Origin of the sequence: Bizionia gelidisalsuginis (assembly GCF_008086185.1) — a bacterium.
Classification (GTDB): Bacteria; Bacteroidota; Bacteroidia; order Flavobacteriales; family Flavobacteriaceae; genus Bizionia; species Bizionia saleffrena.
Genome location: NZ_VSKN01000009.1, coordinates 17,704 through 40,176, shown reverse-complemented (window position 1 = coordinate 40,176; position 22,473 = coordinate 17,704). Strand labels below are relative to the sequence as shown.

Here is a 22,473-nt window from a genome sequence, read left to right as displayed (position 1 = left end):
TTTGTATAAAAAAACCCAACACGATCGTGTTGGGTTTTTCTGTATTGCATTTTAAAAGGATTATCCTCCAAAATCATCAAATCTTATATTCTCGTCTGGCATACCGAAATCTTCACCCATTTTCTGAACGGCTTTGTTCATTAATGGCGGTCCACAGAAGTAAAGCTCTATATCTTCAGGTGTTTCATGGTGGTTTAAATAATTGTCTATTACACAATTGTGAATAAATCCTACGAAACCATCCCCTGGAGCATCAATGTTTTCTTTTACTTTCCAGTTATCTTCTTCGGCCGGCTCAGAAAGCGCCAGATAGAATTTAAAGTTTGGAAAATCTCTTTCTAATTCTTTAAAGTGTTCCATATAGAATAATTCTCTTTTAGAACGTCCTCCATACCAGTACGTTACTTTACGACCTGTTTTTAAGGTTTTGAACAAGTGGTATAAGTGAGAACGCATAGGCGCCATTCCTGCACCACCACCAACATAAAGCATTTCTGATTCGCTTTCGTTAATAAAGAATTCACCGTAAGGTCCAGAGATAGTTACTTTATCCCCTTTCTTTTGGTTAAAGATATAAGACGATGCCACACCTGGATTAATATCGGCCCAACCTCCTTTAACTCTATCGAAAGGCGGTGTTGCTATACGCACATTAAGCATAACCTCACGTCCTTCTGCAGGATACGAGGCCATTGAATAGGCGCGTTCTACAGTCTCAGTGTTTTTCATTACTAGAGGCCATAATTTAAACTTCTCCCATTCTGCTTGGAATTTGTCTGGCGTATCGTGTTCTTCAGGGTGTGCCGTAATATCCATTTCTGAGAAATTTACCTCACACGGCGGAATTTCAATTTGAATATATCCTCCCGCTTTATACCCCATATCTTCAGGTATTTGTACCACGAATTCTTTAATAAAGGAAGCAACATTATAGTTACGTACTACGGTAGCTTCCCATTTTTTAATTCCAAAAACTTCTTCTGGAATGGTAATCTCCATATCTTGTTTCACTTTTACCTGACAAGATAAACGTGCACCATCTTTTAATTCTTTTCTTGAAAAGTGCGGTGTTTCTGTTGGCAGCGCTTCACCACCACCAGACATTACATGACATTCACATTGAATACACGTTCCACCACCACCACAAGCCGATGGTAAGAATATTTTCTGCGCACTTAATGTAGATAGCAATGTACCACCCGACGCCACTTCAATTTCTTTTTCACCGTTTATCTTAATGGTTACTGGACCAGAAGGTGATAATTTTTGTTTTACGAATAATAATAAACTAACTAGTATTAGGGTAATTAATAAAAACGCTGCTACGGTAGCTATTATTGTTCCTGTTGTTCCTGCTGCTAAAATCATAATTATTCTATTATCTTAGTGTTATTGGCTAATTCTACTGATTTTTCAGTTTCAATTTGTTCTACCTGAGAGGTTGGTTCTGGTTCTGTTGATGGTTCTCCTTCTTCATCACCTCCTGTTAACATTCCACCAAAACTTAAGAAACCAATACCCATTAATCCCGTTATAATAAAAGTAATTCCTAAACCTCTTAATGGTGCAGGCACATTACTATATCTAATTTTCTCACGGATGGCTGCAATAGCAAGAATGGCCAAAAACCAACCAATTCCAGAAGACACTCCGTAATTAAGTGCTAACCCTAGCGTTTCTATTTCACGAGCTTGCATAAACAAAGACCCCCCTAAGATGGCACAGTTAACGGCAATAAGTGGTAAGAAAATACCTAATGAGTTATATAACGATGGTGAAAATTTCTCTACTACAATCTCTACTAATTGCACCATTGTTGCAATGGTTGCAATAAACATTATGAAAGATAAGAAGCTTAAATCGAAATCTGCATATTCTGGACCTAGCCATTTTAAAGCGCCAGGTTGTAATAAATACTGATCTAATAACCAGTTTAAGGGTACTGTAATAGCCAATACGAATATTACCGCAGCTCCTAAACCAACTGCTGTTGCAACCTTTTTAGATACTGCTAAATATGAGCACATACCTAAGAATACCGCAAACACCATATTGTCAATAAAAATTGACTTAAAAAATAATTCTATGTGTTCTATCATTGTCTTTTATTTTTTAGTTTTTGTTGTTGTTATTTCTAACACGAACTCAAACTGTGTTTTGATTAGTCTTCGATTAATGCCTTGTTTCTACTACGTTGTACCCAAATAAGAAGTCCTACGATAATTAAAGCCATTGGAGGCATTAACATAAACCCGTTATTTTCGTATCCAATAGAGTACACTCCTGTTTTTTCAATAGCATCTCCTAAAACTGGAATACCAAATAAGGTTCCAGATCCTAAAAGCTCTCTAAAGAATCCTACTATAACAAGAATAACAGCATAACCTAACGCGTTACCAATACCATCTAAGAACGATCTCCAAGGTCCGTTTCCTAAAGCAAACGCTTCAAAACGTCCCATAATTATACAGTTGGTAATAATTAAACCAATAAATACCGAAAGGGTTTTACTTAACTCGTAAGCATAAGCTTTTAGTACTTGATCTACAATAATTACTAATGTCGCTACAACAATAAGTTGTACAATAATTCTAATTTTTGAAGGAATAATGTTACGCAATAACGAAATAACAACATTTCCAACTCCTAATACGAATAACACTGCAATTCCCATTACAAGTGATGCCTTTAGCTCGGCAGTAATAGCTAATGCCGAACAAATACCTAATACTTGAATAGTAATTGGGTTGTTATCTGCTAATGGATCGGTGATTAACTTACCGTCTTTTTTTGAAAGTAGTCCCATATTAGTTAGATTGTGTTTTTAAGTTTTCGAAGAATGGTAAATACAATTTTAAATCTTTCTTCATCATTGCAGCTACACCGTCTCCTGTAATTGTTGCTCCCGCTAAGGCATCAACTTTATAATCTTCTTTTCTTTCGTTTAGTGGGTCGTTATTTCCTTTTGCTACTTCAATCCCTTTAAAGGCACCGGTATCGCTAAGTAAATGTTCCCCTTCGAAATCATCCATAAAATAACGTTGCTTAATATTCGCTCCTAAACCGGGCGTTTCACCTGCGTGATCAAAGAACACACCTTGAATAACCATATCCTTATCTAAAGCAACAAAGCCCCAAATAGCATCCCATAACCCTTTACCTCTAATGGGTGCAACGTAAACAGTTTCGCCGTCTTTCTCACCAATAAATAAAGGTAAGAATCTAGATTTACCTTCTTTAGCTCTAGCTTGTTGTTTCTTAACGTCTATTAGGTAAGGCTCTTGATCGTTATGAGTGTCCATATATTCTTGGCGCGTCATTTCTTTCAAGATCTTTCCGTCTTTTGCTTCTAGAACAAGTTGTTGGGAAATGTTAGTAGAAAATAATTCGCCTACTTTTTCTGTCCCTACAAAAACAATATCGTTATCTCCATTCTCATTTATACCGATAGTATAAAGAATGTTTTGTTGTTTTTCCATACGTTCGTTTTCCTCAATTGCAGGTCTTAACGTAGACGCTGTAAAGGCTAACAAAGAACCTACAATAACTACCATTGCAATTGCAAAGAGTATTGTGTATGAATTTTTATCTGTATTAACTGCCATAATTATGCTGTTTTTAGTTTTAAACGTTTCATTCTACGCTTAACATTACCTTGAACCACATAGTGATCGATGGTTGGCGCAAATACGTTCATTAATAAAATCGCTAACATTACACCTTCTGGGTATGCTGGGTTGAATACACGAATCATAATAGAAAGAAATCCGATTAAGAAACCATATATCCATTTTCCTTTATTGGTCTGTGAAGCGGTAACAGGATCGGTTGCCATATACACGGTACCGAAAGCAAACCCTCCAATTAATAAATGCATCCAGAAATCGGTGCTCATTAATCCGTAAAATTTACTTGACTCTGTTATCCATCCGGCGTTAACAACACCGTTAAAGACTAATCCCATAACGATAGCTCCCACTACAGAAGATAACATAATTCTCCAGCTTCCAATTTTCGAGAAGATTAAGAATAAGCCTCCTAAAAGAATTAAAACTGTTGAGGTCTCCCCTACTGAACCCGGAATAAATCCGAAGAACATATCCATCCAATCATAACTTACAACGTTATTTTGAGCGAGACTACCTAAAATTGTTTCTCCTGAAATAGCGTCTGGCTGACCTTCCATTGCTTTTGCTCCGTGCACCCATACTTTATCTCCCGACATCCATGTAGGATAGGCGAAGAATAAAAAGGCACGAATAGTAAGCGCAGGGTTAAGAATATTCATTCCTGTTCCTCCAAACACTTCTTTTCCGATAACAACTCCAAAAATAACCGCTACTGAAAGCATCCATAATGGCGTGTCGATTGGTACGATAAGTGGCACTAACATTCCTGTTACCAGGTACCCTTCTTCTACTTCATGTCCTTTAATTACGGCGAATACAAATTCTACTGCTAGCCCAACTCCATACGACACTATTACTAATGGTAAAACTGTCCAAGCCCCCATTACAAAGTTATCCCACGTAATAAAATTAGCCCATAAAGACACTTCGGTAGTAATACCGTTAACGGCATCGATTGCTGCGTAATGTTGGTAACCGGCATTAAAAATTCCAAAAATTAAACAAGGAACCAATGCCATAATAACAGTGTTCATTGTTCTTTTTAAATCGTCGGCTACCTTAATATGAGTTCCATTGTGAGTGGTCTCATTCGGTAAGTATAGAAACGTATGTATTGCGTTAAACGCCGGCGCCATCTTGGTACCCTTATACTTTTCTTTTAAATTATGTAAATTACTTTTTAAACCCATCTTGTGTATTTTTCATTTTGCTTTGTGCAATGAATAAGTTATCCAATTTCTTTAAGCATTAAGTCTAAACCTGTTCTAATAATTTCTTGATGTGGTTGCTTAGACACACATACGAATTCTGTTAAAGCGAAATCTTCTGGCGCTACTTCGTACATTCCTAAAGCTTCCATTTCATCTAAATCCTGATACATACACGCCTTTAGAATTTGCATTGGGTAAATATCTAAAGGAAAAACCTGTTCGTACGTTCCCGTGGTTACAAAATTTCTATGCTCTCCGTTTGTATTGGTATTTAAGTCGTATTTTTTGTTAGGTGTTAACCATGAAAAGGTTAATGCTCTAGACGTCGATACTTTATTAAACACGGGCTTATTCCAACCAAAAAGCTCGTAATCGTCGCCTTCTGGGATTACCGTTATTATATTGCTATAATAATCTAAATACCCATCTGCTTTTACTTGCTTACCCGATAAAACATTTCCAGAGATAATACGATCGTTACCGTTTTTATCTACACCGTTATCAAAAACCATAGTGGCTACTTCACTACCAATAGTCGTTTTGAAGTATCTGGGTTTTTTAACTGAAGATCCTGCTAAAGCAATAGTACGCTTCGCATTAAATTTACCAGTTAATAATAACTCCCCTATAATAACAAGATCTTGTGCATTTACTGTCCACACTGTTTCTCCTTTATTAACCGGATCGATTTTGTTTATTTGAGTTCCCACATTACCTGATGGATGTGGTCCAGACACTTTGTGAAGTGTAATACCCGACAAGCCTGATAGTGGTGAATTCCCGTTTTTATCTACACTAACGTGAACTTTCCCGCTTGTTAATTTACCTAATGCCGTTACAGCCGCTTGAAGCTCTGCTTCTTTGCCTTGTAACACATAGTCTAAATCGGTCGCTAATGGCGCACTTGCGTAAGCAGATACAAAAATGGCTTTTGGAGTGGCATCAGATTTTGCAATAACGTCGTACGGACGTTGTTTTACAAAAGCCCAACAACCAGACTCCAGCAATCTTGACTTTACAGCTTCAGCAGTAACGCTCTCCACATTTAAAGTCCCAAAATCTTTGAAGGTTTGTTCTTTGTCAGCTTGTATTTTAACTGAAAGAAGCTTTCTTTTCTCTCCTCTTGGAATGTCAACAATCTCACCAGAAACAGGAGATACGAATTTTACGTCTTCGTTAGCTTTATTATAAAAGAGCACATCGCCTGCTTTTACTTTTGCACCAACTTTAACTACCAATTTAGGAATTATACTGTGGAAGTCGTCTGGCACAACGCTATAAAAGTTACTAATAATGGCGTTTTCAGTCACCTTTTCAGCAGCTCCTTGTAGCTTTATATCTAGACCCTTCTTAATCTTAATGTCATTTGACATATTAAAAATCTATTTGTTAATAGTTTATTGATATGATTTTTAAGATCAATAAAAATCGAGGCAAATTTACGAATAATAACCTAATTACGCCTTCAAAAGAAAGTATCTTATTTATTTATAACTATTCTAAATAACCAAAAACCATTAGGCATAGAATTTGCTTATATTTACACTTAAAAACAATTAGAATGTCGTTATCTTATAAACTATTACTACTCACCTTTTTTACGCTTGCAACGGTGTGTTCTCAAGTGGAAGAAATAGCCCCTCAAGACTATATAAAAACCATCAGTTTTAGTAAAGCACCAGAGAGCGCACTTCCTATTTTTAGATTGGGTGAAACTATTACTTTAGAGTTTGATGTGCTTAACGGTAACGAAGACGATTTCTACTACGAAATAAAACATTATAATAAAGATTGGACCCCGTCTGTACTTATAGAGTCTGAGTATTTAGAAGGCTTTAACGAACAACGCATTCGCGATTACCGAAACTCATTTAATACCTACCAAATTTTTTCGCATTACACACTCACTATTCCTAACGAGCAAACACGCGGACTTAAAAAATCGGGGAATTATAGTCTCATTATTTACAACGATTATAATGAGATCGAGTTTACTAGAAAATTTATGGTTTATGAAGACGTTGTTAATGTGGGGGTAGATATTAAACGTTCTCGCGATGTTTCAGCCATTAAGGAAAAGCAAACCGTAGATATTGTTGTCAATGCTAATAACTTCATATTTAACAACCCAAAGCAATCGGTTAAGGCCGTTATTATTCAGAATAGCAATCTAAAAACAGCTATTACCAATTTAAAACCACAATATATTTTAGGCGAACAATTAAGCTATCGCTATACTAAAGAAAGTAGTTTTTACGGGGGTAACGAGTATTTGTATTTTGAAAACAAAAATTTAAGAGGCGCGAATAATGGCGTTCAGTTTATAAAGTTAAAAGAGCTTTACAACACGTATCTATACCGTAATATTCCAAGATTTGATGCTCCATATACCTACAACCCCGATATTAACGGTAATTTTTTAATCACGGCGCTAGATACCGATACGCCCAAAACGAATGCCGATTATGCGCAGGTACATTTTAGCTTGCAACTAGAGCAATTACCCAATAATAAAACCGTACATGTTTACGGCTATTTTAATAATTATGTGGTAGACGAAACCAACCAGATGACCTATTATAACGACACAGGAAGCTACGAACTGCCCTTGCGTTTAAAACAAGGTTTTTACAATTACAAATACGTTGTTAAAGACAACAATGGAACTATCGATGAGAATGCAATAAGTGGCAACTTTTACCAAACCGAAAACGATTACAAAGTCCTTATTTATTACCGCGATTTGGGTGCGCGTTACGATCGTATTATAGGCGTTGGCGAAGGTAACTCGGTTAATATTACCAATTAAAACAACGTTTCATCGAATAATTATAATAGTTACACCTATTATTATGATTTTACACGTAATACTCTTACATTAATAACGACTTAATACTAAAACAGTCTGCTATGGTGCAACAAGTAACACAAGGAATTAAAATTTCTGTACATACACATTTTGAAGGCACGTTTTATAAAGACTATAAAATCCACTATGCCTTTGGTTATAAAATTACCATAGAAAACCAAAGCAAAAAAGAGGTACAGTTATTAGCGAGACACTGGAATATTTTCGATGCGCTTAACACGCCCGAAATTATTACCGGAGAAGGCGTTGTTGGCAAAACACCTGTATTAAAACCTGGCGAATCGCACACCTATTCTTCAGGATGTTTATTAAGCGCTCCTTTTGGCGCGATGAACGGTCATTATAAAATGTTAGATTTCACTACCAACAGGTATTTTAATGTCGAAATTCCTACCTTTAAATTAAGTGCACCTTTTGCGCTAAACTAATACCATTCTTTTTTCTTCTGATTTTTTAACGCTGCCGCTTTAATTTGAATTGTTCTTGATTTAATTTAGGCTTCGGAAAGACCATCGTTTCTTTTGAAACCCTCTCTATTATAATATGTTTTTTTACGCTCTGCGAACTGAATACTTTAGTTTATTCTATCTCATTTATTTTATAAAAATTTTAAACACAGCGCAACGCAATACCCACAGCTTTTCTCACAGATTTACGACCAACAAAAAATAACCATTACGGTTTTTACCGTAATGATAGTATTAAAATTAGCCCTACATTTAAACCAAAAAAACGATGAAAAATCTACTTTTAGCATTCGCAATGCTTCTTATAGTAAGCAATTGCAACAAAAACGACGACGACCAACCCACAAACCCAATAGACCAATTACCACCAGCTACGCAAACAGGTGCAGGTACATTTGGGTGCTTATTAAATGGAGAACCTTTTTTGCCAGGTAATAGCCAAAACCCTTTAGATTGTGTCTATCAATTTGTTAATGGAGGTTATTACTTTTCTCTTCAAGCTAATAAAAGAGATGATTTAAATAATAGAATAACTCTCTCTCTCTCTACAAAGTCTCTAGAGATTGAAGAAAATGAAGTATTTAACTTACTAGAAAATATTGATGGGAATGCTTATGGAAGATACTCTTATGCAACTCTTGAAACATATACTTCGCAAGATTACACAGGTGAATTAACTATCACAAAACTTGACTTTACTAATAACATAGTATCAGGAACTTTCTGGTATGATATAGAAGATTACAATGGAGTTGTTCATCAAATACGTGAAGGACGCTTTGATATGCAATTTACGCAATAAAATAAAACTCGTTTTGCTGGAACACATCACAAAAATTATATCTAACAAAAATCGAGTACATAATATAACAAAACGATGAAAAATCTACTTTTAGCATTCGCAATGCTTCTTATAGTAAGCAATTGCAACAAAAACGACGACGACCAACCCACAAACCCAATAGACCAATTGCCACCAGCTACGCAAACAGGTGCACAAACCTTTGGGTGTTTAATTAATGGCGAAGCATTTGTACCTCCAAGTTTTGGTAGTAATTCTCCAAGTGCGTTTTACCAATTTGTAGGTGGTGCATATACTTTGGGCATTTCTGGTGGGACTGGTGGAGGTACAGAACTCAAATCTATTAATTTAGGTTGTTTAGATATGCCGCTTATAGAAGAAATTAATTACAATTTATTAGAATTTGTTACTGGTAATTATTTTGGAGAATACTATTTAGGAGGAGGAAATGGAGAAATATATAGTACTACTGTAAATAATCCTGGAACATTAACTATCACAAGATTTGACCAAGATAATTTTATAATATCTGGGACTTTTGAGTTCACTGTTGTAGATAATGATGGCAACGAAATAAATATAACAAATGGTCGATTTGATATGAACTACACAAACTAATTTAGAAACAACAAGCTATTATGACTTAAAAAACAAAGCTAAAATAGAAAGACCACTTACAAGGTAAGCAGTCTTTCATCAAAAAATCAAATTAAACAACCGTTCAACTTTGCCTAATTCAACTTTCAAAATTATGAAGTTATTAATTCACAAACTCCTTAATTTAAAATTAAAGAGATTAGTGAGTAAAAAATACGCAATACTACTCCTATTTTACTTTGTAACATTGTACAATTTGGAAACTCACAAAATATTAATACCTCTTTAGCATCAGTTATAATAAATTGGCAACAAGGATGACTCACTCTAACGATTTAAAGTGTATGAAACACAGAAACAAAAATAATTAATCCGCCAATTGTAACATTAACAAATAATTACAAACAACTAAAAAATTTAAACAATATGAAAACATTAAAATTATTTCTATTACTAGCTTTTATTTATACAAATGCTAATGCACAATTAGATAAAGGAAATTGGCTCGTTGGAGGTAGTGGTAGTTATACTAGTCAAACCACTACTTTTGATAGTGGAAGTAAAGAAAAACAAGATTTAATATCAATTAAACCTAATATTGGTTATTTTTTAAAAGATAAGTTCGTTATAGGTGCATCTTTTCGATATGAAAAGTCAAACAGTTTTGATATATATGGAGGTGGTTTATTTTCTAGATATTATTTTTTAGAAGCAGATAAAGCTTTTAATCTATTCGCCCAAATTCATTATGATTATATGAATGCTGTTTCTCCTGTGGACAGAGGGGATTATAGTACTGCATCAAACTACTATGGAATTAGTATAGGGCAGGTAGTCTTTTTTAATAGCGTTGTAGGTTTAGAGTTTGCTTTAGAATATGAACGAGGAAATTCGGTATTTGCTAAAATTAACAATATAAATGCTGTAATCGGTTTTCAAATTCATTTAGAAAAAAAATAATACTAAATAAAACAAGTAAAAGCATCACTTAAATATAATTACAAAAAAGAAGGACTACTATTTAGATAGCAACCCTTCAAAGTTCACATAACTATCGCCAAATAATTAACTCTATAAAACTTAAAATTAAAAGACGCTATGAAAAAATTACTAATCCTATTTTGCATTTGCGGCTTATTAACCTGTTGCAATAAAGATGACGATAACGACAACCAAAATTTACCACCAATTACACAAAGTGGTGCAGGTACTTTTGCTTGTAAAGTAAATGGACAAAATTTTGTAGACACAAGTGGTGGCTTTTTTAATTGCTTTTATCAAAATGTTGATGGAGAATACTACTTTAGTATCAGCGGTATTGATAATAATTATAAAAATACAAATTTACCATGGAGTATTTCATTTGGAACTATAGCAAAAACTATAATGGAAGGAGAAACTTTACAATTAATAGAAGAAACTAATGGAAATGCGGCTGGTAGTGCTTTTTTTAGCATATCGACTACTCAGGGTGAGTCTAGTACTACAGATATAAATAACTCTGGAGAATTAACTATAACAAAATTGGATTTTATAAATAATATTGTGTCTGGAACTTTTTGGTTTGATGTTTTAAATCCTGTAACGGGAGAAATAGTGCAAATTAGAGAAGGATATTTTGATACTATTTTTACACAATAACAACAAAAACAAACCTCTCCACTAAAGTTCTTTTTCTATCATCTCCCCAGAATCCAAATTTTCAAAACGCATTGCTATCTTATTTTTATTTTTTATAACTTGAGTAATACTTGTGGTTTTCACGAAACCGCGATCCATAATCACTCCAAAATCTGGGTGTTCGTTTCCAGCGGTGTGGTGAAATTTTAATAACGATTGCGCGTTTAATTCTGTTTTAGATTTAAACGCTTCAAACCAATCTTTTCTCAGGTCCTTTTGCTGTTGCGTATATAAGGTAGTAGAAGACCATATTCGGGGTTCGGGTGGTAATAAAATGAGCTGTTTTGCTAGTCCGTCCCAAATAAATTCATAATAGTTTAGTGTCGTGTTCCAATCGGCAATTACTAAAGTAAAAGGCTCTATATCGCTAAGGTTATAAGCTTCAATTGTTTTTAAAAGCATATCAGCCGTTAAAAAATCGCGTACAACTTCTCCTCTACTTTTTCTGTAAGCTGCTTTTCTTAGGTATGGAATACTTCCGCCATTGAGCAAACACAACACTCTTTTTTTAGAACTCGCACCTATCCAGCTTCCACCAGAAATTTCATCTTTAGGCAGCAGTACTTCCGCAGAACCCATTGTATATATTCGTGGAGCCAATGCACGACGACTCGGAGATTCGTCACGGTTGGACGTTAAAATAAAATCCGTAGAATTTATAGGATATAAAGTGACAGTACACATAGAATTTTAATCTTAAAAAGCGAGTGAATAGTTTTCAAAAATAACATAAAACTAAAGAAATGTTAAGACTTAAGAGAACAAAAATAAATCAATAAAAATGTGTAACTTCGTGTTTCGAAAATTTATACTAAAAAACATAATAATATCATGGGAAAAGGATTTTTCAATGTGCCAATAGCTATTAACGAGCCCGTTAAAAGCTACACACCAGGGTCTCCAGAAAGAGAAGCCGTTTTAAAAGAATACAAAAAAATGTATAACGAGAAAGTTAACGTGCCTTTGTATATAAACGGTAAACATATTGAAACTGGAAACACTAGAACAATGTCTCCACCTCACGATCACCAGCATATTTTAGGCGAATACCACTTAGCTGAAAAATCTCACGTTGAAGAGGCGATCTCTACGGCTTTAGAAGCACGAAAAGAATGGTCGCAAATGCCTTGGGAACAACGCGCAGGTATCTTTTTAAAAGCTGCTGAATTAATTGCTGGGCCTTACAGAGACAAAATAAACGCAGCGACAATGCTAGGTCAGTCTAAAAATATTTACCAAGCAGAAATTGATGCTGCTTGCGAGTTAATAGACTTTTTACGATATAATGTTCAGTATATGTCTGACATTTATCAAGAACAACCAGAAAGCACAAGTGACGCTTGGAACAGAGTTGAATACAGACCAATAGAAGGATTTACCTACGCAGTAACCCCTTTTAACTTTACAGCTATTGCCGGAAATTTACCATCTTGTATGGCGATGATGGGGAATGTTGTAATTTGGAAACCAAGTAACAACCAAATATTCTCTGCAAAAGTAATTATGGATGTATTTGAAGAAGCTGGTGTTCCTGCAGGTGTTATAAACGTTGTGTTTGGTAACCCAGGAATGATTACAGATACTGTTATGGCGAGCCCAGATTTCTCTGGTTTACACTACACAGGTTCTACTCCAGTATTCCAAGATTTATGGAAACAAATAGGAAACAACATTACAAATTATAAAACTTACCCTAGAATCGTTGGTGAAACTGGTGGTAAGGATTTTATTGTTGCACATAAAACAGCAGATGCTAAGCAAGTAGCAACAGCTATTTCTAGAGGTGCTTTCGAATTCCAAGGTCAGAAATGTAGTGCGGCATCTCGTGCTTACATTCCTAGCAATATTTGGGAAGACGTTAAAAAATACGTTATAGAAGATGTGAAATCTTTTAAAATGGGTTCTCCAGAAAATATGGATAACTTTATTACTGCGGTAATTAACGAAGGATCTTTCGATAAATTAGCGAAGTATATTGATACCGCTAAAACCGATAAAGATGCTGAAATAGTTGTGGGAGGAAACTACGATAAATCTAAAGGGTACTTTATTGAGCCTACAGTTATATTAACTACAAATCCAAAATACACTACTATGGTAGACGAGTTATTTGGACCCGTAATTACTATTTACGTATACGACGAAGATAAATTTTCTGAAACTTTAAAATTAGTTGACGAAACTAGCCCATACGCATTAACTGGTGCTATTTTATCTAAATGTAGATACGCGATTGTTGAAGCAACTACAGCATTACAAAACAGTGCGGGTAACTTTTATATTAACGACAAGCCAACAGGTGCTGTGGTAGGCCAACAACCATTTGGAGGTGCTAGAGCATCTGGAACAAATGATAAAGCGGGTTCTGCACAAAACTTAATGCGTTGGATTTCTCCACGATTAATTAAAGAAACGTTTGTAACCCCAGTAGATTACAGATATCCTTTCTTAGGTGAATAATTAGCCTATTATAACCTACTGAAAAAGCCTTACTAATTAATTAGTAAGGCTTTTTTTATAGTTGATTGTATTCTGAATTGCGATTTCTAAGCGATTAACCTCTCCATTTTATAGGTAGGTGCACTAACTTTTTAGTTTCGTAAAATTCTTCAGTAAAATAATCTGAGACCTTATAAACAGCCGCTGTTTGGTAGTTTTTTAATTCCTCCTCTAAATCGCCACCTTTTAAATAAATCACCCCATTTTTAAGCGTATTATTTTGTTCTTTTGCCACTCTTCCTTTTATCCAATGCACGAAAGTAGGCATTACAGCAACGGCGCGACTCACGATAAAATCGTAAGTATCTTTTATTTCTTCAACTCTGGAGTGGGTTGTTTTAACATTTTCTAGACCTAAACCGTCTACAACTTCCCTTACGACTTTTAGTTTTTTCGCGATGCTATCGACTAAATGAAAAGAGCATTCGGGAAATAAAATAGCTAAAGGAATTCCAGGAAAACCGCCTCCGGTACCTACATCCATAATTTTTGAACCGTCTTTAAATTGAATCAATTTTGCTATGGCCAAAGAGTGTAAAACATGGCGTAAATACAACTCGTCGATATCTTTACGAGAGACTACGTTTATTTTTAAATTCCAATCTTTGTAAAGCACTTCAAGCTTTGTAAATTTATGAATTTGATCCTGAGTTAGGTCAGGGAAATATTTTAAAATGAGCTCCATTACTATATTTTATTGCAAAAATATGCATTTAAAACACATCTTTTTATGATTTTCTATAATAGTTAACCGCCATTATTAATTATCTTTGAGGTGAAAATAGGATTGGCACGTTTTGTGCCCTATCTTATTAAACGCAATTAAATTATGACACAGCAATCACTTTCTTTCTCAAGAACGGATCCCGCGAAGTTCTTCCGTACGCTTAACAAAAGAGTTAACTCGTACTTTAATGACAATAATATAAAACGTACTGGTAACTGGAAACTATGGGTGAAAACGATTATAATGTTTTCCATATTTTTGGTGCCTTATTTCTTAATCTTAACCTTAAACCTTCCAGGTTGGGGACAGTTGTTACTTACCATTGTAATGGGTATTGGTATGGCCGGAGTAGGTATGAATGTAATGCACGACGGTAACCATGGCTCGTTTTCTAAAAAAGAATGGGTAAATCGCCTTATGGGAAGTAGTATTTATATTCTTGCCGGAAATGTTTATAACTGGCAAGTACAACACAACGTTTTACACCACACTTACACTAATATTCACGGTCACGATGAAGATTTAGAAGCAGGCCGTATTTTACGTTTTTCAGAACATTCAGAATGGAGAAAGCACCATAAATTCCAACATTATTACTCCGTATTATTATATGGTTTATTAACTATTAATTGGGCAATTACTACCGATATTCAACAAATGAGACGCTATATGAAACGTAAATTATCGTATGGTGAATTCCCAAATCCAGTGTGGAATTGGAGTAAATTAGTGATTTCTAAAATTATTTATGCAAGTCTGTGGATTGTTTTACCAATGCTTATTTTAGATGCTGCATGGTGGACAGTTTTAATCGGTTTCTTCGTAATGCATTACACCGCGGGTTTAATTTTAAGTGTCGTATTTCAATTAGCGCACGTTATGGAAGAAGCAGAAATGCCACTACCTGCTAAAGACGGAACCATGAAAAATACGTGGGCAATTCACCAACTTAAAACAACAGTTAATTTTGGCGCAAAAAGTAAAATTATAAATTGGTTTACTGGGGGATTAAATCACCAAGTAGAGCACCATATTTTTCCAAATATTAGTCATATCCATTATAGTGATATTGCCAAAATTGTAAAGGAAACAGCACAAGAATTTAATTTACCATATAACGAATATAAAACCACACGTCAAGCAATCGTTGCGCATTTCAGATATCTAAAAGAAATGGGAGCAAATCCTGCTTTACAAGCTTAATTTTTTATTGCAATGAGTACACAACTTTCAGAACGCATAGTAAACATGGCCACTTCTGCAACCTTAGCTATGGCGGCAAAGACCAGAGAACTAAGAGCAGAAGGCAAAGATATTATAGGATTAAGTCTTGGGGAACCAGATTTTAACACGCCAGACTTTATTAAGGATGCTGCCATACAAGCTATAAACGATAACTATAATTCGTATACTCCAGTAGATGGTTATGTCGCGTTAAAAGAGGCGGTTATAACCAAATTTAAAAGAGACAATAATTTAACGTACACTTTGCCACAAATCGTGGTATCTACAGGCGCTAAACAATCGCTAGCAAATATTGCAATGGTACTGTTAGACGACGGTGACGAGGTGATTTTACCTTGCCCTTACTGGGTAAGTTACGGTGACATCGTTAAATTGGCAGAAGGAACTCCTGTAGAAGTTAAAACCTCTATAGATAACGATTTTAAAATGACAGCCGCACAATTAGAAGCGGCCATTACACCACAAACTAAAATGATTTGGTTTAGCTCACCGTGCAACCCAAGTGGTTCGCTGTATAGCAAAAAAGAGTTAGAAGCACTTGCTGAAGTGGTTTTAAAATACCCGAATATTTATGTGGTTTCAGACGAGATTTACGAGCATATAAACTACACAGGAAAAGCACACGCAAGTATGGCGGCTATTCCAGGAATGTTCGACCGTACTATTACTGTAAACGGCGTTTCTAAAGCCTTTGCAATGACCGGTTGGAGAATTGGATATATTGGCGCTCCAGATTGGATTGCCCGTGCGTGTAACAAAATGCAAGGCCAGATTACTAGTGGGGCAAATTGTATAGCACAACGCGCCGTAATTACAGCTTTAAACGCAGAACCATCGTCGGTTAAATATATGATTGATGAGTTTAAAATCCGTCGTGATTTAGTACTAGACTTATTAAACGGTATTGAAGGTTTTAAAACAAATATTCCAGAAGGCGCCTTTTATGTATTCCCTAATGTCTCTGCTTTCTTCGGAAAAACGTTTCGAGGAAAAACAATAAACAACGCAACGGATTTCTCTTTATACTTATTAGAAGAAGCATTGGTAGCTACCGTTACTGGTGATGCTTTTGGAAACCCTGACTGTATTAGAATTAGTTATGCAGCGTCTCAAGAACAAATTATTGAAGCGATAAAAAGAATAAAAGAAGTTTTGGCGTAATATCCTTTCCTTTCTATAAATAAAAAAGCCACTACATATTGTAAGTGGCTTTTTTGTTTCTTAACGTGTCGTAGAGACTAAATATTATATGTATTTACTTCGGAAGGCATTTCTGTTTCCTATTGAAATCAATGGTTTATCTACTTCCAGGCACTTTCATTTTATTAGTTATATTCCTACCTATTTCTCCAAAAGAACGGCGTTAATAATACGAGAACAGTAAAGAGCTCTAATCGCCCGATAAGCATTAAAAATGACGCCCACCATTTACCAACATCTGGCAAGGTATCATAATTGTTTACTGGTCCGAAATCACCTAATGCGGGCCCTACATTTCCTAAACTAGAAGCGGCTAACCCTACCGATTCACTAAACCCTAAATTCATCATCGAGAAGCCTAAAGCACCCACAATAAAAGATAACATATAGAGAATAAAGAATCCTAAAATATTATAGACGATGACACCCGGTACCGACCGTTGATTGTAACGCACAGGTAAAATAGCATTGGGGTGTAATGCTCTCTTAAACTCTAAGAATCCGTTTTTAATTGTAATAAGATGCCGCATCACTTTTATACCTCCCGATGTACTTCCGGCTGAACCTCCTAAAAACATTAACCCGAAGAAAAGCACCATCAAAAAGGGAGTCCACATTGTAAAATCGGCGGTAACGAAACCGGTCGTGGTTATCACAGAAATCACTTGAAACAAAGCGTGTCTAAACGCACTTTCGGCGCGACCTAAAACCATTGGGTGTTCAATTGACGACAGACTTAAATCGGCTTGAAAATAAATAATTAAAGAGGCGACCGCCGTAAAAATAACAATGAATTTAAAATACAATTTAAGTTCATCATCGCCAATAATCTTACTCACCTTTCCTTTAAAGGCATAATAACTGAGTACAAAGTTTGTACCCGCTAAAAACATAAAAAAGATAATAATATATTGTATCACTGGTGTATCATTCCAATACGCGATACTCGCATTTTTAGTTGAAAACCCTCCTGTAGACAAGGTACACATTGAGTGATTAATAGCATCAAAAAAGGACATCCCTGCCACTTTTAATAAAATAGTTTCAGCCGCAGTATACCCAAAATAAATAAGCCATAAGCGCTTTGCTGTATCTGTAATTCGTGGGTGTAATTTATCGCCACTAGGCCCGGGTGCTTCCGCAGCAAACAACTGCATCCCTCCTATTCCTAATAAGGGTAAAATAGCAACGGCGAGCACGATAATTCCCATTCCACCAATCCAATGCGTTAAACTCCTCCAAAACAAGATACCTTCGGGCACCACCTCTATATCATTTAGAATGGTAGCTCCTGTGGTGGTAAAACCCGACATGGTTTCGAAAAAAGCATTGGTAAAACTTGGTATTGTTTCGGTAAATAGATACGGCATAGTACCAAATAACGCCATGACGATCCAGCCAAAAGAAACGACAATATAGCCTTCTCTTTTCTTGATTTCCTTTTTATGATCTCGCGTAACAAACATTGCGATGGCTCCAATAATTAACGTTATAACCCCTGAAAAAAGTAATTTTAAGGTAATACCATCATCATAAATCCAACTCACCAAGGTCGCTAACAAGACGAAACAGCCGTTAAATAAAATAAGCAGTCCAAAAAAATGAAAAATGATTTTAAAATTGAGTTTTAAATACTTCGCCATAATATTATAAGAACAGTTTTTCAACTTGTTTAATAGAGCGCGGTAAACAGCACACTACAACATAGTCGTTGGCTTGAATTTTAAAATCACCAAGTGCAATAATACCTTTTCCATCTCTAATAACACCACCTATAATTGCCGATCGCGGAAACGCGACATCCTTAATTTGTTTATTACAAATTTGTGAAACCGGTTTTACTCTAAACTCAAGGAGCTCGGCATTCATATTATTAAGTTTAGTCATTGCAACAACCTCCCCTTTTCTTATGTATCGAAAAATGTTATTGGCTGCTAAAAGTTTTTTATTAATTAGTGTATCGATTCCAATGGATTGCGACAATTCGAAATAATCCATATTTTCTACCAATGCGATAGTTTTCGGCACGCCTTTGGATTTGGCTACTAGACAAGACATAATATTGGTTTCAGAATTTCCTGTAACCGCAATAAACGCGTCCATGTCTTCAATATTCTCTTCTTCTAGCAATTCTACGTTTCTTCCGTCGCCATTAATCACTAAAACATTAGGTAATTGATCGGCTAAATCGAAAGCGACTTCACGATTTTTTTCGACAAGCTTCACATTAAAATTATGTTCACTTAAATCGCGAGACGTTTTATACCCAATTTTACTTCCGCCTAAAATCATTACATCTTTAATAGGTGTATTGGCTTTTCCCGTCATTCTACACAACTCTTCTCCACCATTGCTGGAGGTAATAAAAACGACAGTATCTTTTTCCTTAAACTGAGTGTCGCCACGAGGGATGATAGTAAACTGGGTTCCAAAACGCTGAATAGCGATTGGTACAAAATGAATTTTCGAAAATAACTCGGCCGCCTCTTTCACCGATTTCCCAACAAAAAGCGCAGTACGCGTTAGTTTTAAACTCACCATCGTTAACGCACCATCTTCAAACTGATACGTTTCTTTAAACGCCGATTGCTTCAATAGCAACGCGATTTCCTTCGCTGCTAAAGCTTCAGGTGAAATTAATTCATCAATACCGAAGCCTGTAAAATCGACCTCATCTTTGTGAGTTATAAATTCTGTATTCGATATTCTAGCAATATTTTTCTTACTTCCTAATTGCTTTGCTAACACACAAACGGTAATATTGGTGGTTTCGGAGGCGGTTACCGCAATCACTAAATCGCTAGTAGCTACCCGTGCTTCTTTTAAAACAGCAATAGAGGTCGCATCACCCTTAATCACTCTAATATCTAAGTGGTTATCGGCATAAGACAAACTGTCTTTGCTAATGTCTATTAATGTTATTTCTTGAGATTCGTAGGACAACAGCTTTGCTAGATGAAATCCTACTTCACCAGCACCAGCAATAATTATTTTCATTTCTTGTAATGTATCTAAAAAAGAGACTACAAAGATAAATAAAATTAATAACTGCCTTGTCTATTAATTATTTGTTTTCAAGTTTCTTAAGGACTGTATATGTATTATCTTTGTTAAAAAAATTGAGATTTTGGCAAAAGTAAATCCTTATAAAGACAGCGACCTTAGCAAAAAAGAACAGGTTACAAAAATGTTTGACACCATTTCTGGAGATTACGATGGTCTTAACCGAGTAATTTCTTTTGGAATAGATATTAAATGGCGAAAAAAAGTAGTGCAAATAGTTAAAGATAGCACGCCCAAAACCATTCTTGATATCGCGACGGGTACTGGAGATTTAGCTATAAATTTAGCAGAAATAAACGCTGATAAAATTGTAGGACTCGATATTAGTCGCGGAATGCTAGACGTTGGCATTGAAAAAATTAAAAAGAAAAACTTAGAGTCTAAAATTGAAATGATTTTAGGAGACTCAGAAAATATGCCGTTTGCCGATAATACTTTTGATGCGATTACGGTTGCTTTTGGTGTTCGTAATTTTGAAAACCTAGAAAATGGTTTAAAAGAAATACTTCGCGTTTTAAAGCCTGGCGGAACATTCGTTATTTTAGAAACGTCTATGCCAACCAAAGCACCTTATAAGCAAGGCTATAATTTCTATTCAAAAAATATATTACCTCTTATTGGAAAAACCTTTTCTAAAGATAAAAGTGCTTATAAATATCTTAGCGATTCGGCCTCTCAATTTCCTTTTGGAGAAGTGTTAAACAATATTTTAAGAAGTATTGGGTTTATAAATGTTAAAGATCTCCCACAAACTTTTGGAGTAGCAACAATTTATAAAGCCTCAAAACAGTAATATGAAAAAAATAATTTCCCTAATTACCTTATTCTTTATTTATCAAGCGAGTACTGCGCAACTTTTTACCAGAGAAAAAGTACAGAACAACCAAAGTATGGATAAGCAGACTTTAAGTTGGGGTTATTATTTAGGAACAAACAGTTTAGATTATAAGTTTGATTATAATTCTGATGTCGAAAATATTCAAACTGAAAAGACCTTTAGTTTTAACGTTGGGTTAGTGGGTGATGTGCGTATTAACGACTACATTAACATTCGTTTAGAGCCGGGCTTAGTGATTAGCGCTAGAAATTTAATGTATCCTGTAAGTTATTTTGACGGTATAATTCCACCTGAAGAACTCAACGATTCCGATTTACTTCGCGAGGTACGATCTACCTATGTTTATATTCCGCTTTTATTACGTTTTTCGACGCAACGAATTAACAACTTTAAACCGTTTGTTACTTTTGGTTTAGCAACCTCCTTAAACTTATCGAGTAACGAAAAAAATCCTGAAGATAATAGTGGTGGCGAATTTAGAACGACCAAAAACACGCTCTTTTACGATATTGGTTTTGGTATCGATTTTTACTTATATTGGTTTAAATTCACGCCATCTATTCGCGGTGTGTTTGCTTTAAGCGATGAAATAATTAAAGATGCAGACCCCAATAGCCCGTGGACCGGAAATATTTCGTCTATGAAAACAAGAGGGATCTTTATTAATTTTACGTTTAGATAGACTAAAAAATCACGTAAAACGAAGTCATCAAGATCGCAGCAGTTAAGACCGCAACGTTATTAGAACCAAACTATCTTGACGCCTATTGGCACTTAAAATTTGCGCCATAGTATTCGCTCTAACTAAAGACGACATCTATTTTATTTCTATAGATTTAAACCTCTATAATTACCCTTTACGTTTAAACTCACTCAATAAAATTGCTGTTGCGGTGGCAACATTCAAACTTTCGGCGGCTTGCAGTGCTCCAAAACGCGGTATTGTAATGCGGTTTGTTACTAAGCCTTCAATCTCTGGAGAAATACCGTTGGCTTCGTTTCCTAAAACTAAAGTGCCTATGGTAGGTAAATCGGTTTTATAAACAATATCACCATCCATAAAAGCGCCAAAAACAGGACTTCTTGTTTCCTTTAAATACCGCTCTAAATCTAAATAACTAACATTTACACGCGTAATAGAGCCCATTGTCGCTTGTATTACTTTTGGGTTATAACAGTCTACCGTTCCTGTAGTACAGATTAATTCTTTAACCCCAAACCAATCGCACAATCTAATAATTGTTCCTAAATTCCCTGGATCACGCACAGAATCTAAAGCCACAACAAACTGATCTGAATCAATTGTTTTAGACGCCGGTATTTTAAAAAGTGCCAAGGCTTTATTAGGCGTAGTTAAAAAGCTGATTTTTTTTAATTCTGCTTCCGTAATACGCTGTTCTCTGTCTAAATTACCATCAAAACTAAGAGTTGTATATAATTGATGCAATTCTAAATTAGAATCTAAAAGCTCTTTAATTACTTTTAATCCTTCAGCTACAAAAAAACCATCTTGTACTCTATATTTTTTTTGCTTTAAACGCGTTATTACTTTTATTTGGCTTTTTGATAGCATTTAAAAAATGTATTTTTGACTGTTTATAATTTGCAATTTAATTAAAGCTCGCTAGTAACTAATAATAATTTTC

Annotated in this window: 22 protein-coding genes; 11 read left to right on the top strand and 11 right to left on the bottom strand. The window is 35.2% G+C overall.

The genetic code is table 11. The features are described from left to right. Positions 1 to 60 precede the first annotated feature (60 nt). The 6 genes from nqrF to ES677_RS08295 all read right to left on the bottom strand — a co-directional run bounded on the left by nqrF (position 61) and on the right by ES677_RS08295 (position 6,213). The gene (gene nqrF / locus ES677_RS08320) at positions 61 to 1,368 is read right to left on the bottom strand and encodes an NADH:ubiquinone reductase (Na(+)-transporting) subunit F (RefSeq protein WP_148368391.1); all 1,308 of its coding nucleotides are present in this window, start codon (positions 1,366 to 1,368) and stop codon (positions 61 to 63) included. Positions 1,369 to 1,370: 2 nt separating this feature from the next. After that, on the bottom strand, positions 1,371 to 2,099 hold the full coding sequence (nqrE, locus tag ES677_RS08315) for an NADH:ubiquinone reductase (Na(+)-transporting) subunit E (RefSeq protein WP_148368392.1): 729 nt from the start codon (positions 2,097 to 2,099) through the stop codon (positions 1,371 to 1,373). 62 nt (positions 2,100 to 2,161) lie between these two features. Continuing rightward, on the bottom strand, positions 2,162 to 2,806 hold the full coding sequence (locus ES677_RS08310) for an NADH:ubiquinone reductase (Na(+)-transporting) subunit D (RefSeq protein ID WP_148368393.1): 645 nt from the start codon (positions 2,804 to 2,806) through the stop codon (positions 2,162 to 2,164). Position 2,807: 1 nt separating this feature from the next. Then, entirely contained in the window at positions 2,808 to 3,605 is a 798-nt protein-coding gene (locus ES677_RS08305; protein WP_148380998.1) for a Na(+)-translocating NADH-quinone reductase subunit C, read from the bottom strand. Positions 3,606 to 3,607: 2 nt separating this feature from the next. Then, complete coding sequence (locus ES677_RS08300; RefSeq protein WP_148368395.1) at positions 3,608 to 4,819, bottom strand: NADH:ubiquinone reductase (Na(+)-transporting) subunit B; 1,212 nt, start codon at positions 4,817 to 4,819, stop codon at positions 3,608 to 3,610. 38 nt (positions 4,820 to 4,857) lie between these two features. Beyond that, positions 4,858 to 6,213: a Na(+)-translocating NADH-quinone reductase subunit A gene (locus ES677_RS08295; protein WP_148368396.1), complete on the bottom strand. Its 1,356-nt coding sequence runs from the start codon at positions 6,211 to 6,213 to the stop codon at positions 4,858 to 4,860. A 188-nt stretch (positions 6,214 to 6,401) separates the two neighbouring features. On the opposite strand from ES677_RS08295, the gene ES677_RS08290 reads away from it, so the two are divergent. The 6 genes from ES677_RS08290 (at position 6,402) to ES677_RS08265 (ending at position 11,216) form a co-directional block, all read left to right on the top strand. Next, complete coding sequence (locus ES677_RS08290) at positions 6,402 to 7,649, top strand: type IX secretion system plug protein (RefSeq protein ID WP_148380997.1); 1,248 nt, start codon at positions 6,402 to 6,404, stop codon at positions 7,647 to 7,649. A 101-nt stretch (positions 7,650 to 7,750) separates the two neighbouring features. Further along, positions 7,751 to 8,137 carry a Co2+/Mg2+ efflux protein ApaG gene (gene apaG, locus ES677_RS08285; RefSeq protein WP_148368398.1) on the top strand — a complete coding sequence of 129 codons (387 nt, stop codon included), beginning with the start codon at positions 7,751 to 7,753 and terminating at the stop codon, positions 8,135 to 8,137. A 307-nt stretch (positions 8,138 to 8,444) separates the two neighbouring features. Continuing rightward, complete coding sequence (locus ES677_RS08280) at positions 8,445 to 8,978, top strand: hypothetical protein (RefSeq protein WP_148380996.1); 534 nt, start codon at positions 8,445 to 8,447, stop codon at positions 8,976 to 8,978. 75 nt (positions 8,979 to 9,053) lie between these two features. After that, a complete protein-coding gene (locus tag ES677_RS08275) occupies positions 9,054 to 9,596 on the top strand; it encodes a DUF6252 family protein (RefSeq protein ID WP_148380995.1) in 543 nt (180 codons plus the stop codon). 405 nt (positions 9,597 to 10,001) lie between these two features. Further along, complete coding sequence (locus ES677_RS08270; protein WP_148380994.1) at positions 10,002 to 10,535, top strand: hypothetical protein; 534 nt, start codon at positions 10,002 to 10,004, stop codon at positions 10,533 to 10,535. Between the two features lie 138 nt (positions 10,536 to 10,673). Further along, positions 10,674 to 11,216: a hypothetical protein gene (locus ES677_RS08265; RefSeq protein WP_148380993.1), complete on the top strand. Its 543-nt coding sequence runs from the start codon at positions 10,674 to 10,676 to the stop codon at positions 11,214 to 11,216. A 21-nt stretch (positions 11,217 to 11,237) separates the two neighbouring features. Here the strand turns inward: ES677_RS08265 and ES677_RS08260 are convergent, their stop codons facing one another. Continuing rightward, positions 11,238 to 11,939: an NRDE family protein gene (locus tag ES677_RS08260; protein WP_148380992.1), complete on the bottom strand. Its 702-nt coding sequence runs from the start codon at positions 11,937 to 11,939 to the stop codon at positions 11,238 to 11,240. 147 nt (positions 11,940 to 12,086) lie between these two features. Here ES677_RS08260 and pruA point away from each other — a divergent pair, with 147 nt between their 5' ends. Continuing rightward, complete coding sequence (gene pruA / locus ES677_RS08255; RefSeq protein ID WP_148380991.1) at positions 12,087 to 13,715, top strand: L-glutamate gamma-semialdehyde dehydrogenase; 1,629 nt, start codon at positions 12,087 to 12,089, stop codon at positions 13,713 to 13,715. Positions 13,716 to 13,809: 94 nt separating this feature from the next. On the opposite strand, the gene rsmG is transcribed toward pruA, so the two are convergent. Beyond that, the gene (gene rsmG / locus ES677_RS08250; protein WP_148368406.1) at positions 13,810 to 14,439 is read right to left on the bottom strand and encodes a 16S rRNA (guanine(527)-N(7))-methyltransferase RsmG; all 630 of its coding nucleotides are present in this window, start codon (positions 14,437 to 14,439) and stop codon (positions 13,810 to 13,812) included. A gap of 144 nt (positions 14,440 to 14,583) precedes the next feature. Here rsmG and ES677_RS08245 point away from each other — a divergent pair, with 144 nt between their 5' ends. Both ES677_RS08245 and ES677_RS08240 read left to right on the top strand, forming a co-directional pair. Then, positions 14,584 to 15,684 carry a fatty acid desaturase family protein gene (locus ES677_RS08245; protein ID WP_148368407.1) on the top strand — a complete coding sequence of 367 codons (1,101 nt, stop codon included), beginning with the start codon at positions 14,584 to 14,586 and terminating at the stop codon, positions 15,682 to 15,684. A gap of 12 nt (positions 15,685 to 15,696) precedes the next feature. Continuing rightward, entirely contained in the window at positions 15,697 to 16,887 is a 1,191-nt protein-coding gene (locus tag ES677_RS08240) for a pyridoxal phosphate-dependent aminotransferase (protein WP_148368408.1), read from the top strand. 176 nt (positions 16,888 to 17,063) lie between these two features. On the opposite strand, the gene ES677_RS08235 is transcribed toward ES677_RS08240, so the two are convergent. Further along, the gene (locus ES677_RS08235) at positions 17,064 to 18,569 is read right to left on the bottom strand and encodes a TrkH family potassium uptake protein (RefSeq protein WP_148368409.1); all 1,506 of its coding nucleotides are present in this window, start codon (positions 18,567 to 18,569) and stop codon (positions 17,064 to 17,066) included. 4 nt (positions 18,570 to 18,573) lie between these two features. Then, positions 18,574 to 19,923 (bottom strand): Trk system potassium transporter TrkA, encoded by a 1,350-nt coding sequence (trkA, locus tag ES677_RS08230; RefSeq protein ID WP_148368410.1) that lies wholly within the window; start codon positions 19,921 to 19,923, stop codon positions 18,574 to 18,576. A gap of 130 nt (positions 19,924 to 20,053) precedes the next feature. On the opposite strand from trkA, the gene ubiE reads away from it, so the two are divergent. Together ubiE and porT are read left to right on the top strand one after the other, a co-directional pair. After that, positions 20,054 to 20,782 carry a bifunctional demethylmenaquinone methyltransferase/2-methoxy-6-polyprenyl-1,4-benzoquinol methylase UbiE gene (ubiE, locus tag ES677_RS08225; RefSeq protein ID WP_211357869.1) on the top strand — a complete coding sequence of 243 codons (729 nt, stop codon included), beginning with the start codon at positions 20,054 to 20,056 and terminating at the stop codon, positions 20,780 to 20,782. A 1-nt stretch (position 20,783) separates the two neighbouring features. After that, the gene (porT, locus tag ES677_RS08220; RefSeq protein ID WP_148380989.1) at positions 20,784 to 21,509 is read left to right on the top strand and encodes a type IX secretion/gliding motility protein PorT/SprT; all 726 of its coding nucleotides are present in this window, start codon (positions 20,784 to 20,786) and stop codon (positions 21,507 to 21,509) included. Between the two features lie 168 nt (positions 21,510 to 21,677). Here the strand turns inward: porT and ES677_RS08215 are convergent, their stop codons facing one another. After that, positions 21,678 to 22,400: a TrmH family RNA methyltransferase gene (locus tag ES677_RS08215; protein ID WP_148380988.1), complete on the bottom strand. Its 723-nt coding sequence runs from the start codon at positions 22,398 to 22,400 to the stop codon at positions 21,678 to 21,680. Between the last annotated feature and the right edge of the window lie 73 nt (positions 22,401 to 22,473).